Origin of the sequence: Streptomyces sp. NPDC058246, assembly GCF_042881985.1 — a bacterium.
Classification (GTDB): domain Bacteria; phylum Actinomycetota; class Actinomycetes; order Streptomycetales; family Streptomycetaceae; genus Streptomyces.
The window spans coordinates 78,197-95,964 of record NZ_JBHVWZ010000028.1; the positions used below are offsets into that span (position 1 = coordinate 78,197).

The window sequence follows — 17,768 nt, forward strand, 5'->3', positions numbered from 1 at the left end:
TGCCTTCCAGTCGATGAACGCCTACCACTCCATGTGGAAGGCAGAGATGATCGCCCTGGTCCCTGCGGCACAGCACAGCAAAACGCCCACACCGAAGGCGTGGGCAAGAGGGAATTCCGAACCACGACAGCTGACGCAGACGCTACACGCCCACACGCCGCGTCACCACAGGAAACGATCACACCACACGGCAGACCATGCGTGCGGTACCCGCCGACGCGGACGGGCACGCTCATCTCACGCTGCTGCGGTCGGGTCCGCCGACTCGGTGGCGCGGCGGTACTGGGCGTTGAGGCGCTGGGCTTCCTCGAGCTGGTCTTCGAGGATGATGATGCGGCAGGCGGCCTCGATGGGGGTGCCGTGGTCGACGAGTTCCCGGGCACGGGCGGCGATGCGCAGCTGATAGCGGGAGTAGCGGCGGTGTCCGCCCGCGGAGCGCAGCGGGGTGATGAGGCGGGCTTCGCCGATGGCGCGCAGGAAGCCCTGTGTGGTGCCGAGCATCTCGGCGGCCCGGCCCATGGTGTAGGCGGGGTAGTCGTCGTCATCGAGACGGCCGAACGTGTCGTCTGCTGTCATTGCACCTCTCTGTGGAACGCGTGGAGGGGCCCTGGCGCCGTACTGCCGCCAGGGCCCCGAAGGAACTGCTACACCATCTGCCGGCCCTGATACTGCACCGGCCCTCTGTTTCCGCAGACCCGACCGAGATGCTGTCGGGGGCGCGGGGATCGCGGTTGCTTGACCGGAGACCACCTCACTATCGATGTCCTGCGGTACCCGGGTCCAAGACTTCCGCCCGGGCGATCCTGATGGCGCTCGGCTCCTCCGTTCTTCCCTCTTGATCAACTACTCACTAACGGGAACTGCGTACTACTGGTACTGCGAACTGCTGGTACTGCGAACTGCTGATGGCCTCGAACAGCGCCACTCTTCGGCAGCCAGCCCCGTCGCCCATCCTGCGTCTGCCCTGGCTTAGAACCCCACTGCCGAACCTCCCGATGCGCGCGCCCGCAGCCGGCGCCTTCACCGAGGTACTGCCACTGACTTCACTGCTGGGTACTGCGAACCTTCACTTACTGACACTGCGGTGCTGCTCATGGCGGCCCCTGATCACTGCGGGCCACCCGGTCCGGTCGTCAGTCCCGTCGCCGTCCTGCGACCACTCTGGCTTCGGAACTCCACCACCGCACCGTCATGCCAACTGCAACTGGGTACTGCTGCCCGGCAGTTCATCTCTGCCGGGCCTCTCTTGATCTCGGCTACGACAGAAACCTTAACCACATCGCAGGCCAATGTCTACTCCAGCGAGTACAGATTTCCGCGCGCTGGAAGATGAGATACTTCGCCTCGACCAGCCTGCTTCGGCCGGTCCCCATGGACGGTTCAAGCAGCCGCGAGGCTCTGGCCGGCGCTCACAGTGACCCACCACCGTTGGCAGGTGGAGGGCGGGGCACAGGGGTCGGGTACCCAGGGCAGGAGGCATGGACGATTCAGAGATCAGGGTGACCCTGATGATCACGATGATTGCCAGCGCCGCAGCCGACCGTGGCTCCTGACGCGGCGGACACTGTGGTCCTGGTCGTCTCCGAGCTCGTCACCAATGCCCTGCGCCACGGTGGGGGCCGCTGCACACTGGAACCGGCTGCGCACCCCGACACCATCCAGGTCACCGTTCACGATCCCAGCCGGCATGTGCCGCGCATGCGCACCCCTGACCTGAACGGCGGTACCGGGGGCTTCGGCTGGCCCAGGGTCACCGACCTCGCCAACGCCACGGCGGTCACCCGCCGGGCCCCCCCGCGGGTACGCGGGTCGACCCGCAGGCGGGTGAACACGAGGCGATGCTGCGCGGCGTTGGCCTGCCGGTCACCGCCGCGGTTGAGGCGCCGGTAGTTCCGCCGTCCCGATGAGCGCTCGACGGGACTGACCCCGCACAGTGCCGCGAAGGACGCCTCGCTGTCAGCCGCTCCGGGTTGTCCCCCACCGTGATCAGCAAAGTGACGGCCGTGCCCGGACCGATCCCCACCACGTGTCCTCGCCCTGCTGCTCGTGGGGGAGCGCCTGAACCGTCGTCAGACCCTCGGCCTGGTGTGCGCGGCGCTGGCCGTGGCGCTGATCGCCCTGCACTGAGCCATGCGCGAGGAGCCACCTGTTCTCATCGGGTGATCGCCTGGCGCAGCCCGTTCCGCGAGGCGTCCGCCCACACCGCCGGGAGCTCCCGGTCGCGCGTATCGGCTGCGGCCTGCTCCTGTCCGTACAGCAGGCCCCAGACGAAACCGGTCTCACCGGCCGCATGTGCCGCCAGGGCCAGCTCTCGCAGGGTATCCCGAGCCACGACGCTGTCCTGATGATCGCCCAGCACCTTCTGGACGGCCTTGACCCGCTTGCCGAGGCGCTTGGCCGGTTTGCCGATCGAGTCGCGTGCCGGCTCCGTGGCGTACCGCGTCCTCTTGGCCGCCTTGCGGGCCTCGTGGAGGGCCGCGTCGCGTTCCGTTCCCGGCGGGAGTTCCAGCGCGTGCGCCACGCGGTCGGCGAGTCGGCCGTACTCCTTGAGGATGGCCTTGGTCATGACGTGCGGCGGCTTCCGAGTCGCCTTGGCGCGCAGTGGGGGCCGTTGTGTGAGCGTGGCGAGGGAGTTCAGAAGGGCCAGATAGCGGCGTGAGTTCAGGGCGTCGAGCGTGCGCAGGTGGGCCTCGGTGCTGCTGGTGACGTCCCATACCTGGAGCCGTGCGGAGACCGGGCCGAAGACCAGCTCCGGGGGCAGCGCCTCGATCCTCGATTTCAGGCGCTCCAGAAGAACCTCCTGATCCCGTTCCACGGCCAGTTCGTTGCCCAGCCACTTCAATTCCTCGCGGACCGGATCGGCGGCCTCCCTGTCCACGACCGACCGGTACGAACGCAGCACGCTACGCAGCCGGCGACAGGCGACGCGCATCCTGTGCACCGAGCCGGGCAGGTGACGCCGTACCGCGGGGTCCAGCTTCACGAGGGCGCGGATCTGGCCTTCCACATGGCGCAGGACCTCCTCGCCGGCGGAGCCGGATACGACGGCCACGGTCTCGGCCGCGCGTTCGCCCGGCAGCCGGGGTGCTCCCGCCTCCGTCTCCGTCAGGGCCCTGGCCAGCTTGGACGGGGAGTGCGCACGGTCGATACCGCTCTTGCCGAGTGTCTTGTCCACCACGTCCAGGAGGTCCGGGTCGGTGTCGGAAGCGAGTTCGACCTCCATCTCGGTCCAGGTGGCCCGTGTTCCGGTACCGCGCAGGGACTCGGCACAGACCGCGTCGATGCTCAGCTCGGCGAGGGTCGTGCCGCCGGAACCTACGAGTTGGCGTACTCCGCGAGTGGAGCGGATGCGCACGACCGGCCGCAGTTCCGCACCTCGGCTGCGGGAAAGGGCCAGGTCGCGCAGTGCGTCCGGAACCGTGTCGGACAACGGGGCCTGCACCTCCTCCCGGCTGTCCCCGGACAGCGGCAGTTTGAGATGCCAGCCCGCGTCGGCCCCGCCCGTCCTTCGCCGGAGCGTGGCCGAGGCGCTTGCCAGCCGCAAGTCGTCGGTGTCGTAGTACACCGCGTCCAGTTCCTGGGTGCCCTGGTCCACGACCGACACGATCCCGGCAACGCCGGTGAGGTCGGGCAGCCATGTCGTGTCGTCGGCGGACGGGGCGTCGTACTTCCGTTCTGTTTCCTGCTTCGGCTCGGTCATCTACTGCGCGTACACGTCTGAGCCGCGAACAAACCCAGCCGATCAGGATCTGTGCCGAACGGGCGGCTCGGAATGGCGGTGACTGGTGTCGCACCACGGGTAGGTGCGGCTGCGTCGGCAGGTGCACAGGGCGACGCAGAACCTGTCGGACGACACGGTGGTGCCGTCCTCCAGCGTGACGTCCACCGGGCCCTCGACCAGGAGGGGCCCCGCGCGCCGGGCCACGATGCGGCAGCGCCGTTCATCCGAGTCGTACGGCACGAATGATCACCAGCTCTTCCTTCTCGGCGTCGGCCTCGATCAGGCCGCGGTCGTGCAGCCAGCCGCTGCGGGAGCGCAGGACGGACCGAAGGCGACGCTGCGGTGTTCCACGATGTCGGCGCGCAGGCCCGCCGCCCGCAGCCGCCGCAGCGACTCCTCCGGGTAGCTCAGCTCGGACTGGACCAAGAGCAGCACTCCGCCGAGCTTCAGGAGACCGGGGGCGTCCTGGCAGATCCGGTCCAGTACGAGACGGCCGTCGTGTCCTGCGTCCCAGGCCCGTTCCGCACCCCGGCGGGGGCACGCGGCGGCGGGGGCCGGAACGTACGGCGGGTTGGAGAGCACGAGGTCGAAGGAGCGGCCCGTCACGGGAGCCAGCAGATCGCCGCGTCTGACCCGGATCGGGAGACGCGCCGGCAGCGCGTTGACCTTGGCGTTGAGAGCCGCTCGCCAGGAGATGTCGATCGCCGTGACGCGGGCGCCGAGCCGGGCCGCGGCCAGCCGACGACTCCTGTTCCCGTGCCCACGTCGAGGACCTCGGCGTGCGGAGGAAGGCGTTCGTCGTGGAGGAGTCGGACGAGCAGGTCGGTGTCGTCCTGCGGGGTGTAGACGCCGGGCCAGAGTGACATTGGCCATGGGGCTTCATTTCCGGTTCCCGTGGACGTGGGAGAACCTGTTCGTGGTCGGAGAGCCGGTCATACAGGCATGCGCAGTGATGACTCCCCCGCCCGCCAGGCACCGAGCAGGCGTTCGGCGAGGCGGTCTTCGAGATACGTGGTGGCATCCACGCCGAAGGCGACGTCGCCGTCGAGGTGCGGCTCCTCTTCGAGCAGACCCGCTACGACCTCCCGGCGGACGACCTGCTCGTGCACGGCGTCGGCCTCGACGTGCTCGTCGTAGGAGTGCTCGGCGGCCGGCCCGGCACCGGTCCGCCGCATGGCTTGGGCCAGGCGCCGCGAACCCGGCGACGAGGTGATCTCGACGGTGGCGAAATGTCCCACGAGGGCTCCTCGCAGGGCGCAGTGCAGGCCGAAGAGGGACATCAGGTTCACGGTGGCGAGGGCCTCGGCGCCGGTCGCGTCGAGCCAGTGCCCGTGCGTCGTGTTCAGGTCGAGGTCGGCCATGAGGTCGACGAACAGGCGAGCGTGCACGCGATCCGCGCGGCCGCCGCCGAACTCGTCGAACTCCACGGCCGCCATGCCCGCCTTCGCCCGGCCCCACAGCCGGGGCAGCACCCACGCGTGCGGGTCGGCCTCCTTGAGGTGGTAGAGCGAGCGCTGAGCGGCGGACTCACGCACCTGCCACAGTTCTCCCTCGTCCCGCAGGAAGTGGCTGACCGTCCCGCAGGAAGTGGCTGACGCCGCTGCTGTCGACGGGTTCGACGAAGAGTTCGTCCACTGCCTCGTCGGCGTGTTCGTGTGCGCTCGCCTCGTCACGGAGGGTCTTGAGGAACGGCTGTTCCAGGGCCGCTCGGACCCTGAGCAGGTCGGGGTCCCCTTCACGACCGGCGTCGACGTCGGTGAATCCGCGGTAGTGCAGCTCGTAGCAGACGTACAGGGCGAGCTGGAGATCGTCTCCGAGCGGGGTAGCGGCGGAAAGCGCCCTTCCGTCCGGAAGCGGTCCCGCACCCCGCAGATGTCCGATCATCGCCGCGGAGATCCGGCCACGAGGGGACGGCAGGGTCGGCGCCGGCGATGTGACGTTCATGAACGCCGGGTACCCGTGATGCGGGAGCTCTCACGTGAGGCGTTCGCCGTATGCCTGATCGTTTCGCGGGTACACGGCCGGTTCCATACCTCTACCCCGGGAGCCGTCCGTGAGCCCACGCCCCCGCAACGTATTCGTCGTCGGTCTCGACGAGGCCAATCTGCGGACCCTGCGGGCCGTTCCGCACGCCGAAGAGCTGCGCTTGCACCCCCTTTTGACCATCGAGGAACTCCAGCACGGCGAGGTGGACGTGCCGTCGCTGATCGACCGGGCCCGGAGTGTGCTGGACGGCTTCGACGGACCGGTCGACGCGATCGTCGGCTACTGGGACTTCCCGGTGAGCACGCTCGTCGCGCTGCTCGGAAAGGAGTACGGGACGCGCGCCACCAGTCTGGAGTCGGTGGTCAAGTGCGAGCACAAGTACTGGAGCCGTCTCGTGCAGCAGGAGGTCGTCACCGAGCATCCACGCTTCGGCCGGGTGGATCTCGACGCGGCCGACCCGCGGCCGCCGGAGGGCGTGCGGTTCCCGATGTGGCTCAAGCCGGCGCTGTCGTACTCCTCCGAACTCGCTTACGGAGTAAGGGACATGGAGGATTTCCGCTCCGCCGTGGAGCACATCGGCCAGGGCATCCACCGTGTCGGCCGCCCCTTCGAGTACATCCTCGACCAGCTCGACCTGCCGGAGGAGATGGCCGGGGTCGGCGGCCGGGTCTGCCTCGCCGAGGAGGCACTGTGCGGTGTTCAGGTCGCGGTCGAGGGGTACGAGCACGACGGCGAGATCACCGTGTACGGCGTTCTCGACTCGATCAACTACCCGGATTCCACCAGTTTCCTGCGTCACCAGTACCCCTCGGCCCTCCCGGAACCGGTGCAGGAGCGCCTGCGCGAGGTGTCGAAGCGGGTGATGCGGCATATCGGTTGGCGGCGGGCGACCTTCAGCATCGAGTTCTTCTACGATCCGGCCACCGACGGCATCTCGATCCTGGAGATCAACCCCCGCCACTCGCAGGCACACGCTGAACTCTTCGCCTACGTCGACGGCGTGCCCAACCACCACTGCATGCTCGCCCTCGCTCTGGATGAGGACCCGACCCTGCCGGTCCGGCAGGGGCCGTACGCCCTGGCCGCCAAGTGGTACTACCGCTGGTTCGCCGACGGGATCGTCCGTGAGGTGCCCTCACCCGAGGAACTGGCCCGTATCGAGAAGGAGATACCGGGCGTCCGGATCGACATCGTGCCCGATGATGGCCAACGCCTGTCCGACGTCGACCAGCAGGACAGTTACAGCTACGAGGTGGCGCACATCTTCACCGGCGGTGCCGACGAGCACGACCTGCGCGAGAAGTACGACCGCTGCGTCGCCGCACTACGACTCGCCTTCGACTCTCCGACCGGCCCGACGACTGACCGTACGGCCTGAGAGACCTATGCGATACATCGAGAACCTCCCCCACACCACCATGCAGGAGGACCACGTCCGGATCCCGATGCCGGACGGCGTCCACCTCTCCGCGCGCATCTGGCGCCCGGTGTCCTCCGACGACTCCCCCGTCCCGGCGATCCTGGAGTACATCCCGTACCGCAAGGGGGACTTGAGCTCGGTCCGCGACTCGATCCATCACCCCTACATCGCAGGGCACGGCTACGCGTGTGTCCGCGTCGACCTGCGCGGTACCGGCGACTCGGAGGGCGTGCTCACCGACGAGTACCTGGAAGTCGAGCAGAGCGACGCCGAGGCGGTGCTCGACTGGCTGGCCGCGCGACCCTGGTGCGACGGCACGACCGGGATGATGGGCCTCTCCTGGGGCGCGTTCGCCGCGCTTCAGGTGGCCGCCCGGCGACCCGCGAGTCTGCGGGCCGTCGTCATCTCCTCGTTCACCGACGACCGGTACTCGGACGACATGCACTACATGGGCGGCGCGATGCTGTCCGACAACCTCGCCGAGGCGGGCACGATGTTCGCCCACACCACGTGCCCGCCGGACCCGTCCGCCGTCGGCGACCGCTGGCGCGAGATGTGGCACGAGCGTCTGGAAGCCGCCGAGCCGTGGGTCCTGAACTGGCTGCGCCATCAGCGCCGCGACAGCTACTGGCGGCACGCATCGGTGTGCGAGGACTACACGGCCGTGCGCTGCCCCGTCCTCGCCTCCAGCGGGTGGGCCGACGGCTACTCGAACGCGGTGACCCGGCTGCTCGCCCGTCTGGACGTGCCGCGCAAGGGGCTGATCGGCCCTTGGTCCCACAAGTACCCGCACCTGGGCGAGCCCGGACCCGCCATCGGCTACCTCCAGGAAGTGGTGCGCTGGTGGGACCACTGGCTCAAGGGGGCGGACAACGGGGCGATGGACGGTCCGATGCTGCGGGCGTGGATGCAGGAGAGCGTGCCGCCCTCGACCTCGTACGAGGAACGTCCCGGCCGGTGGGTGGGCGAGCCGACATGGCCCTCGCCGCACGTGCGCGACACCGCGTACGCGTTGCGCTCCCGCCGCCTCACCGCCGAGGACGAAGCCTCCGACGACGGAGGCAGCCAGACGCTGAAGTCCCCATTGTCCGTGGGCCAGTTCGCCGGAAAGTGGGCCTCCTACAACGCCCCGCCCGACCTGCCCTACGACCAGCGCGAGGAGGACGGCGGCTCCCTGGTCTACGAGACCGAGCCGCTGCGGGACCGGCTGGAGATCCTCGGGGCGCCGCGCGTCGAACTGGAGGTGAGCGCGGACCAGCCCGTGGCCATGGTCGCCGCCCGGCTCTCCGACGTGGCCCCGGACGGCAGCGCCACCCGGGTCACGTACGGCGTCCTCAACCTCACCCGGCGGGACGGTACGGACGAGCCGGCGCCCCTTGAACCGGGCCAACTCCATCGAGCCACAGTGCACTTGAACGGGGTGGCGCAGGCATTCCCGCCGGGCCACCGGGTACGGCTCTCGCTGTCCACGTCGTACTGGCCATTGGCCTGGCCGCCACCACGGCCCACGCTCCTGACGGTCCACGAGCGGCCGAGCCGTCTCGTTCTGCCGGTCCGGCCGGCCGACGGCGAACCGGATACCCCGGCCCCGTTCGAGGCACCCGAGGGCACGGCTCCCACCACGACGACACAGGTGACACCGCCGGAACAGCGCTGGGAGGTCAGCCGCGACCTGGTCGACTACGGCGCGGCGTTGAACATCGTCAAGGACCGCGGCACCGTCCACTTCGACGCGAAGGACCTCGACGTCGGCTGCCGTGCCCACGAGCGGTACACCTCGGTCGCCGACGACTTCACCTCACCGGCCGGTGAGGTGACGTGGACCATGAGTTTCCGGCGCGGGGAGTGGGACGTCGAGGTCCGCACGAGCACGAGGTTGACCTGTGACGCCGAGGCGTTTCACGTCAACGCCACGCTGGACGCCTACGAGGGCGGCCGGCGCGTCGACTCGCGCACCTGGAACGAGTCGGTCCCCAGGGACGCGCTGTAGACCGTGCCCGCGCGGGTACGAAGGCGGCCAGGTGGGAGGTAGGTGCTGGCGCCCCAAGTGGCCTGCTGTGGCTGCCTGGTGGTGATGCTGCTGGTGCAGCTCGGGGGGTGGCGGTGACGGGGCTGCTGAATCTGCGGCTGCCCCGGGGGGTCGGCTGAGATGCGGGGGGGTCGGCCGAGAGCTGACCGGGACCGGCCGCGCCCGGTACGGCCGCAGGGCCCGGACCGCGCGTCGCCGTCCGGGCCCTGCTCCATGCGGTGCCGCCCTGCGGCGGCGGTGCGTCAGCTCTGTGCGGTGTCGTCGCTCGTCTGCCCGGCGCCCTCGGCTGCGCCTGCCATCTCGCGCATCTTGCGCACCAGCTCCGCCTTCTGGTCGGCGGCAGCCTGGCGGTCGAGGTTACGGTGCGGACCGTTGTTCTGCCGTTCGGCGCGGGACAGCTTCTTGCGCTGGCCGCCGCCCATGCCCACGGGGTTGTTGATGTTCTTGCTCACTGTCATGGGTTCTCCCGGAATGATGTGAAGTGATCTACGGATTCATCGGTGGGGGGCGGGCGCGGCGACGTCGAAGGACATCAACGGGAGCCCATCACGGCCTCACTCGTAAATCGGCGCCTGGAAGAACATGACCAAGACGTTACCTGGTTCCGTCGGCCCCGCACACCAAGTTCTTCGCCGTCCCGGCGTCGGCCACATCACGAAGCCCCGCCAGAGGGAGGCGAGCCAGGGCCCAGAGACGGCTTCTACGACATGTGCCAGGTGGTGCCGGGCGCGGTCAGACCACCTGGACGGGGTGCCGGACCACCGCGTCGAAGAGGTAGCCCTGGGTGTTGAGGACGGTGGTCTCCGGCTGTCTGCGGCCCGTCGTGTCGGTGGCGCGGGCCAGCAGTGTGTACGTCCCTGGAGTCGTCGGACGCCAGTCGGTGGACCAGCGGACCCAGCCCGCCCGGCGCGGGGCGTCATACAGCCGGGCCGGACGCCAGGTGGTCCCGCCATCGGTGCTCACCTCGACGCGGACGACACCACCGGCGCCCGACCACGACCGGCCGGTGAGGCGATGGTCCGCACCGGCCGGGAGACTCGCGTTCCAGGCGAGCTCGAAGGCGCTCTTGAGCGTCTGGTGGGTCAGCGACGCGCTGCCTCCCTCGGGGTACGCGTCGCCGAACAGCCGGTAGAAGTCGGTGTTCCACGGCGAGTACAGCGGCTGGGCGGCGACCTCGATGTCACCGAGCCACTTGATCGAGGAGATGCCCACCCAGGAAGGCACGAGCAGGCGCACCGGGTGGCCGTGGTCCGGGGGCAGCTCCTCGCCGTTCATCTCGTACGCGAGCAGCACGTCGTCCAGCGCCTTCGACAGCGGCAACGGACGCCGGACATGCCCGAGGTTCGCACCGTCCGCCGTGACGTACTCGGCGTCGAGGCCGCGCGGCATCACGTCCACGGCGCGGCGCGTGAGCCCGGCCGCGCGGAGCACCTCGGCCAGCCGTACGCCCTTCCAGCGCGCCGTGCCGATCGCACCCAGCGTCCAGGCCGTGCCGGTGACCGACTGCCCCTGCTGCGTCGTGAAGAAGCTGCGACCGTTGCCCGCGCACTCCACGAACGCGGTGCGGGTGGTCGCCGGAAACCTTTTGAGGTCGTCGAGGCCGAACTCGACGGGCTCCTCACGCGCGAGCCCGTCGCCCCACACGGTCAGCTTCCATGTCCGGGCGTCCAGGATCGGGGTGGAGGTGTGGTTGCGTACGAAGAAGTGGTCGATGGGGGTGTGATAGCCGGTGCCGGCGAGGGACGGGAACTTGGTCTCGGCGTTGGTACCGCGGATCGTGAACCAGTCGTCGGGGAGCGGCTTGACGATACCGGGGGCCGCCGCGGTGGTGGCGGCTGCTGCCGCTGCTGCCGGTGTGCCCAGGGCGACGGGGGCGGCCGTGGTGAGTCCGGCCGCGGCGAGCAGCTTGAGCAGGTCGCGACGGGCGACTCCGTCGGCCCGGGCGTCGCCCGCCAGCCATTGACGGAGTCTGCGGCGGTCGTAACTCGATTCGGGGCGCGGCATGGAGGGGCCTCCCTTTCGGGACGTTGGGACATAGGTGTTGGGGCATTGGGGCGTTGGGACTTCGGGATCGGGACCGGGGTCGAGCCCGAGTTCGGGGCGATGGCGCGGCGCACGGCGAGAGAACCGTGTGGGAGAGAGGAGTGCGGGAGTGCGGCACAAGGCGGCGGCAGCCTGACTGCCTGAACCGACCGTCGGCTAGGACGTCTGCCCCGGTGGGGCGTCAACCACGACCGCGCGTGCCACAGCGTCCGTGACGTCCGCGACGTCCGTGCCGGGGATCAGCGACAACAACCGCGCGAGAGCAGCGCGCGGGACCGCGGGGCGGGGTAGTGGTTGCCGAGGATCATGGCAGCCATGGTACGAGGCCGGGACTCAACTCGGAGGGGAAACGAGGCAGTTGGCGCCGAGCGCGGGCCAGGTCCGACTCGATGGACGGAGAGCGACCCGGGGGCCGTCGGATGTCGCCGGGAGGCGGTCGGCGGTCAGAGGTCAGAGGTCGGCGGTCAGCCGTCAGCGTTCAGCAAAGGCGGTAAGCCGTCGTAGGGGCAGACGGACATCGCCAGCCGGTGTAGGGAATGCCGGGCGGTCAGGGGCGCCAGCGGGTCTGGGGTCGTTGGCGGCTCAGGGGTCGCCGGGGGGCAGCGGTCGCCGGGGGTCAGAAGCCGCCCGGGCGGTCAGAGGTCGCCCGGGGCGCCGAGGCCCGTCAGCGCGCCGACCGGGTCGAGGTCGGGGGTGCCCCGGGGCCACCAGTCGTCGTGGCCCGGTTCTGATTCGTAGGCGTACCAGAGGCCGTTCTGGCCGAGGCGGAGTTGGGCGTGGCCGCGGGGATGGGTGAGCTGGTTGCGCCAGGGGCGGAAGGCGGGGAGGTCGGCGGCGAGGAGGAGCGGCCTGGCCCGGTCGAAACGGCCCGCCGGTGGGTCCCAGGGCTCTTCGAGCACCCTCAGCGCTTCGAATCCGCCCTGCCGCCAGGCGGCGACCGCCCGCGCCAGATCGGCGGGGGTACGACCGGTCGCGGACGCGAGCGAGGAGTACAGGGCGCGGGTGGCGGCGGTAAGGCCGGAACCGGGGCGTGCGGCGGCCAGCCGTACCGCGTCCTGCCAGAGCGTCAGCTCCGCCACCGGATCGCGGCCCGTGGTGAGCAGCGCATGCGCGCGGGCGGCCGCGTCCGTGGCCAACTGGTCGAGCGCGAACGGGTCCGGTCCGCCCGGCGCGCCCGGATAGGTCGGTGGCTGCTCGGGGTGCGGGGGCGCCGGCAGAGGCGCGGGGAGGCACGGCAACGCACGCCGGGCGAGGACATCGCGGGCGCGTACGCCGGGGAGGGGGGCCGGTTCCTGTTCCTGGGCGGCGCGGGCCGCGCGGGCGGCGTTGCGCCGGGACAGCGCGTCGAGCAGCTCGCGTTCGCCCCGGCCGCGCAGCAGGAGCAGCACGAAGGGGTCTTCGTCCAGCAGACGTGCCGTCTGATAGCAGAGGGCCGCCGCATGCTTGCAGGGGTGACCGGAGTCGGGACAACTGCAGTGCGGTTCGAGCTCGCCGGGGCCGGGGAGCAGCTCGATCCCGCACTCCGCGAGCGACTTGGGCATCTCCTTGTCGAGCAGCGCGGCGATGTGACCGGGCCGCTCGGCGGCCGCGTCCAGGAAACGGTCCCAGTCACCGTCGGACAGCGTCCGCACCCTGACCTGCACCCGATACGGCCGAGGCCGGCTCCCGTGCACATACGCGAGCACCGACCCCGGCGTCACCGTGATGGCGTCCACATACCCGTGCCCGGCGTACGCCCGCCCGCGCGCCAGCCGTGCCGCGTCCAGCGCCCCCTCCTCCAAGGCGGTCACCCACGCGTTGCCCCACCAGGTCTCCGCGAAGGCGTCCGCGCCCAACTCCCTTGTGGGGAGCGCGGCGAAGGTACGACGCAGCTCGCCATCGCGCCCGGGCGCCGCCATGGACCGGGGAACACGCCCGCCCGGGGGCGCACTCGGCCCGGTCGTCTCCGGCGCCACCGGGCGGGGGCCCGACACGGCGTCACGCACACCTCCGAACGGCCCGGGGCGCGGATCGGGGGCCCGCACGTCCGGGGCTTGGGAGTTCGCGGCTTGGGAGTTCGGGGCCTGCGCGTCGAGGGCTGGTACATGCGGGACTTGGGAGTCAGGCGCCTGTGCCTCGGGAGCCTGTGGTTCCGGTGCCACTTGGCCCGCGCCCTCGGTCCGACCGGGACGCGAGTCCCCGGCCGTCTCGCGTCCCCGCTCACCCAGGAGTGCACCCCGACGCCTCCCCGTCTCAGCGCCAGGGCGCGCCGCACGCTCGTCCTCGGACGCGCCGCCCAGCGGTGTCGCGTCCGTGGGCAGCTCGAACGCACCGGCGAGCAGATCCCGTACGTCACGGGCCCTCGCTCCGCGGCCCTGATCCGGCGAGCTGCGCCGAGGCTGGGCCCGGGGCGCCGTAGGGTCGGCGGACCGGCGTGCGGCCCCAACACCCTTGGTCTCGGCGTCCGTTCGCGCCCGCGCCGCCTCACTCCGCGCAGCGCGCAACGCCTCCCGAGCGACGTCACCGGGACGCGCGCCACCCGCGGCGCCCCCGCTGGGACGGACCGTGGGGGCCGTGCCCGCTGATGCCGAGCCCGTAGGCGCTGAGCCCGGAGAGCCGGAATCCACGGGGGCCGAGCCCGAAGCGCCCGGACCCGCGGACACCTGCTCCGTGGAGGCCATGCCTGGCGAAGCAGAACCCGGAGAGCCCGAGCCCGGCGAAGCAGTACCCGGAGAGCCCGAGCCCGGCGAAGCAGTACCCGGAGAGCCCGAGCCCGGCGAAGCAGTACCCGGAGAGCCCGAGCCCGGAGCGTCCGAGGACGCCGTATCCGCAGCAGACGCACCCGTCCCGGCTCCGCCCGCCGAAGCCCCCTCCCCCCGGCCCAAGTCCGTCGAGGTCACGCCCGGCGCATCCGTACCCGCCCGGGACGTACGGCCCTCCAGTTTCCGTGTCTCGGAGTCATCAGGCGCTGCCGGGACCGCCGGAGCCGGAGCCGATTCGGGGGCGGACGTCGTCGCGCCGCCTCCCGCGATCGCGCGCCGGAGCGCCTCGCGCGCCACATCGCCCGGGCGTCGTTCGGGTACGGAGGCAGTTTCCCGCCCGGGGGTACGGGCCGCGGCCTCCGCACCCCGCCAACGTGCGGGAGCCGCCTGATCAGTCTCCGCCTCGCGAGCCTCGCGGGCCTCGCGCTCCCGTGCGGCCCGCAAAGCCCGCCGTGCCACGTCGGCGGGACGCGACGGCCCGACATCCGCATCCTCATCCGCACCGCAATCGCCAGCGCCATCGCCGACAGGCGGCCACTCCACGCCCCCCTCCGCACCACCACCGGTGCCAGGGCGCGGCTCCTTCTCGGAGGCGTTCACGTCGCCCTCCTGAGGGACACCAGGTCGGACAGCTCGCGGTCGGTCAGTTCGGTCAGGGACGCCTCGCCGGAGCCGAGGATCGCGTCGGCGAGCGCCCGCTTCGCTTCGAGCATCTCGGCGATGCGGTCCTCCACCGTGCCCTCGGTGATGAGGCGGTGGACCTGGACGGGCTGGGTCTGGCCGATGCGGTAGGCGCGGTCGGTGGCCTGTTCCTCGACGGCGGGGTTCCACCAGCGGTCGAAGTGGACGACATGGCCCGCCCGGGTGAGGTTCAGGCCGGTGCCTGCCGCCTTGAGGGAGAGGATCAGGACCGGGGTCGCCCCGCTCTGGAAGCGGTCCACCATGCGTTCGCGGTCGGCGACCGGGGTGCCGCCGTGCAGGAGCTCCACCGGGACGGCGCGGGCGGCCAGGTGAGCCGTGATCAGGCGGGCCATCCCCACGTACTGCGTGAAGACCAGGGCCGAGCCGTCCTCGGCCAGCAGTGTGTCCAACAGCTCGTCGAGCAGGGCGAGTTTGCCGGAGCGGGCGGAGGGCCCGTGGGCGGCGGCCCGCGCGTCCTCCTTCAGGTACAGCGCGGGGTGGTTGCAGATCTGCTTGAGGGAGGTGAGGAGCTTCAGGACGAGGCCGCGGCGGGCGATGCCGTCGGCGGTCTCGATCGCCAGCAGGGACTCGCGCACCACCGCCTCGTAGAGTGAGGCCTGTTCGCGGGTCAGCGGGACCGGGTGGTCCGTCTCCGTCTTGGGCGGAAGCTCCGGGACGATGCCGGGGTCCGACTTCTTGCGGCGCAGCAGGAAGGGGCGGATCAGCCGGGCCAGGCGGGCCACCGCCTCCTCGTCCTCGCCGTTCTCCACCGCGCGCGCGTGCCGGGCGCGGAAGGACTTGAGGGGGCCGAGCAGGCCGGGGGTCGTCCAGTCCAGCAGGGCCCAGAGTTCGGAGAGGTTGTTCTCCACGGGGGTGCCGGTGAGCGCCACGCGTGCGGGGGACGGGATGGTCCGCAGGGCCTTCGCCGTCGCCGAGTACGGGTTCTTGACGTGCTGCGCCTCGTCGGCGACGACCATTCCCCACTTCTGCTGGGCGAGGCGCGGGGCGGTGGACCGCATCGTCCCGTATGTGGTGAGGACGAAACCGCCGTCGAGGTCCTCCAGGGTGCGGTCGGGTCCGTGGAAACGGCGGACGGGGACGCCGGGTGCGAAACGGGCGATCTCCCGCTGCCAGTTGCCCAGCAGGGAGGCCGGGCAGACCACCAGGGTCGGCTCGCGATGGGCCCGCCGCAGGTGCAGCGCGATGACGGTGACGGTCTTGCCGAGGCCCATGTCGTCGGCGAGGCAGCCGCCGAGGCCGAGGGAGGTCATGAGGTCCAGCCAGGCCAGGCCGCGGAGTTGGTAGTCCCGGAGCGTGGCCTGAAGGCCGGGCGGCGGCTTCACGGGAGCCACGCCCGCCGTCAACCGGTCGCGCAGCGCGGCCAGCGCGCCGACCGGCACCGCCTCGACCGTCTCGCCGTCGACCTCGGCGCTGCCGGTGAGCGCCACGGACAGCGCGTCGACCGGGTCGAGCAGGCCCAGTTCGCGCTTGCGGGCCTTGCGGACGAGGGCGGGATCGACGAGCACCCACTGGTCGCGCAGCCGCACGACCGGGCGGTGGGCCTCGGCCAGGATGTCCATCTCGGCCTCGGTGAGCGGATCGCCGCCGAGGGCCAACTGCCAGCGGAACTGGAGCAGTTCCTCGCTCTCGAAGAAGCCGGTGCCGTCCGTCGCCGAACCGGGCGCGGGACGCACCACCGCCGCCACGCTCAGGTCGTGGGCGAGGTCCCGAGGCCAGTGCACGGCGACGCCGGCCGCGCCGAGCCGGGTCGCGGCGACCCCGAGCAGATCGGACAGCTCTTCCTCGGAGAGGGCCAGGACGTCGGGCACGTCCTGTTCGGACAGCCGGTCCAGCGGTGGCCAGACGCGGGCGGCGCGACGGACGGCGAGCGCCGCGTCGACGCGCGCGCGGGGGCCGAAGGTCGCGTCGGCCTCCCCCGCCCACAACGCCGACGCGTCCACTACGAGCGTGGGGTCGGCGAGGCTGTGCACCTGCACGACGGCCGCGCCCGCGCGACGCGCTCCCTCGCCGTCGTCGAAGAGCTGGTACGCCGACAGGTCCAGGCGCAGCGAGATCCGGACGCCCGCGTCCATGCCCGCGGCGACCTCGGCGGCCCAGTCGTGGGCCGCGGGCAGCCGCTGCGGTCCGCTCGCCGCGAAGGGTTTCCCCGAGGTGTAGGGGGCGGCAGGGGTGCGCGGCAGTGTGTCCGCGACCGCGTCCAGGAAGGACCTCATCAGCGCTTCCGGTTCGGGCAGCCGGAGCGGCCCCTTGCCGGGGAGCGGTACCGCGTGTCCTTCGTACGGGAGGGCCGCGGCCACCGACCTGAGGTGCGCGATGTCCTCCTGGTCCAGTGGGCCCGCACGCCATGCGTCGACGCCGTCGGGGGTCAGCCCCGGCAGCAGCCGCCCGCGCGCGACGAGCCGCAGCGCGTGCAGCGCGGCCGCGCCCCAGCAGGCGGTGGCGGGATGCGCGGCGGGGTCACGGCGCGCCCCGGCCAGCAGCGGAAGGGCCTCGCCGATCGACAGGATCACGGTGGGGACGATGCCTCTGCGGACTCCGGAACCGTGCGGCCGTACAACCGTCAGCTCCGTCAGCTCGGGGCGCTCACCCGACGCCCCGTTCTCACCCTGCTCCCGGGCCGCCGCCCCCACGACCCGCTGCCGGCCGGGCGTCCCCGGTTCAGGCTCATGAGCATCCTTGCCCGCGACAGGCTCAGGCGCACGCGTCCCTGCGACATACGTATGGCCAGGCGCCCCCACGACGCGCTCCGCCGAAGGCAGCGGCTCGTCCCGCTCTCCCGAGGCCTGCAACGCAGCACGCTCACCCGACGCCGGCAGCGCTCCGTCCGGATCCCAGAACGCGACCCGTCCCTGGCGCGGCAGCGGCGCGGGCAGGAAGACGGCCGCGAGACGCGCGGACGCCGTCATCCCGGACGGCACCGGCCCGCTCTCGACTGCCGCCGACCCGCCGTCGGCAACCGTCGCTGGTCCGCCCGTGGCCACTGCCGCGGGCCGGCCCCCGGCGACCGTCGCGCCCGCCGAATACACCCCGTCCCCCATACGCCCGGTCACCTCCCGCCCCTCGGTCGAATCAGTTGTCTTCGACTCTACGGGCGGGGTCTGACAATCGGCCTCGGCGACCCTGCCG

Annotated in this window: 9 protein-coding genes and 4 pseudogenes; 3 read left to right on the forward strand and 10 right to left on the reverse strand. The window is 71.5% G+C overall.

All coding sequences use genetic code 11. From position 1 onward, the window contains the following. Positions 1-237: 237 nt before the first annotated feature. Positions 238-576, reverse strand: a complete 339-nt coding sequence (locus tag ACFVXA_RS31335; protein WP_383907090.1) for a MerR family transcriptional regulator — start codon at positions 574-576, stop codon at positions 238-240. Positions 577-1,533: 957 nt separating this feature from the next. On the opposite strand from ACFVXA_RS31335, the pseudogene ACFVXA_RS31340 reads away from it, so the two are divergent. Further along, a pseudogene (locus tag ACFVXA_RS31340) lies at positions 1,534-1,791 on the forward strand (ATP-binding protein); the annotation flags it as partial. Here the strand turns inward: ACFVXA_RS31340 and ACFVXA_RS31345 are convergent. From ACFVXA_RS31345 to ACFVXA_RS31365, 5 genes and pseudogenes are all read right to left on the reverse strand, one after another. Further along, positions 1,779-2,017: pseudogene (locus ACFVXA_RS31345) on the reverse strand (transposase); the annotation flags it as partial. The pseudogenes ACFVXA_RS31340 and ACFVXA_RS31345 sit on opposite strands and share 13 nt — an antisense overlap. Before the next feature lie 135 nt (positions 2,018-2,152). Continuing rightward, a complete protein-coding gene (locus ACFVXA_RS31350; protein ID WP_390027907.1) occupies positions 2,153-3,700 on the reverse strand; it encodes a CHAD domain-containing protein in 1,548 nt (515 codons plus the stop codon). Positions 3,701-3,742: 42 nt separating this feature from the next. Next, positions 3,743-3,961, reverse strand: a complete 219-nt coding sequence (locus ACFVXA_RS31355; protein WP_389935779.1) for a CDGSH iron-sulfur domain-containing protein — start codon at positions 3,959-3,961, stop codon at positions 3,743-3,745. Continuing rightward, positions 3,942-4,587 (reverse strand): annotated as a pseudogene (locus ACFVXA_RS31360) (HemK2/MTQ2 family protein methyltransferase). The gene ACFVXA_RS31355 and the pseudogene ACFVXA_RS31360 overlap by 20 nt, the downstream one beginning before the upstream one ends. Positions 4,588-4,653: 66 nt before the next feature. Further along, positions 4,654-5,665 (reverse strand): annotated as a pseudogene (locus ACFVXA_RS31365) (iron-containing redox enzyme family protein). Positions 5,666-5,774: 109 nt separating this feature from the next. Between ACFVXA_RS31365 and ACFVXA_RS31370 the strand changes: the two are divergent. Together ACFVXA_RS31370 and ACFVXA_RS31375 are read left to right on the forward strand one after the other, a co-directional pair. Beyond that, complete coding sequence (locus tag ACFVXA_RS31370; protein ID WP_362024846.1) at positions 5,775-7,085, forward strand: ATP-grasp domain-containing protein; 1,311 nt, start codon at positions 5,775-5,777, stop codon at positions 7,083-7,085. A gap of 7 nt (positions 7,086-7,092) precedes the next feature. Further along, the gene (locus ACFVXA_RS31375) at positions 7,093-9,117 is read left to right on the forward strand and encodes a CocE/NonD family hydrolase (RefSeq protein ID WP_390027910.1); all 2,025 of its coding nucleotides are present in this window, start codon (positions 7,093-7,095) and stop codon (positions 9,115-9,117) included. 281 nt (positions 9,118-9,398) lie between these two features. On the opposite strand, the gene ACFVXA_RS31380 is transcribed toward ACFVXA_RS31375, so the two are convergent. The 4 genes from ACFVXA_RS31380 to ACFVXA_RS31395 form a co-directional block, all read right to left on the reverse strand. Next, positions 9,399-9,614, reverse strand: a complete 216-nt coding sequence (locus tag ACFVXA_RS31380) for a DUF6243 family protein (RefSeq protein ID WP_383907074.1) — start codon at positions 9,612-9,614, stop codon at positions 9,399-9,401. A 274-nt stretch (positions 9,615-9,888) separates the two neighbouring features. Then, complete coding sequence (locus ACFVXA_RS31385) at positions 9,889-11,160, reverse strand: sulfite oxidase (protein WP_390027912.1); 1,272 nt, start codon at positions 11,158-11,160, stop codon at positions 9,889-9,891. 674 nt (positions 11,161-11,834) lie between these two features. Next, the gene (locus ACFVXA_RS31390) at positions 11,835-13,859 is read right to left on the reverse strand and encodes an SWIM zinc finger family protein (RefSeq protein ID WP_390027914.1); all 2,025 of its coding nucleotides are present in this window, start codon (positions 13,857-13,859) and stop codon (positions 11,835-11,837) included. 677 nt (positions 13,860-14,536) lie between these two features. Continuing rightward, the gene (locus ACFVXA_RS31395) at positions 14,537-17,548 is read right to left on the reverse strand and encodes a DEAD/DEAH box helicase (RefSeq protein ID WP_390027934.1); all 3,012 of its coding nucleotides are present in this window, start codon (positions 17,546-17,548) and stop codon (positions 14,537-14,539) included. Positions 17,549-17,768 lie beyond the last annotated feature (220 nt).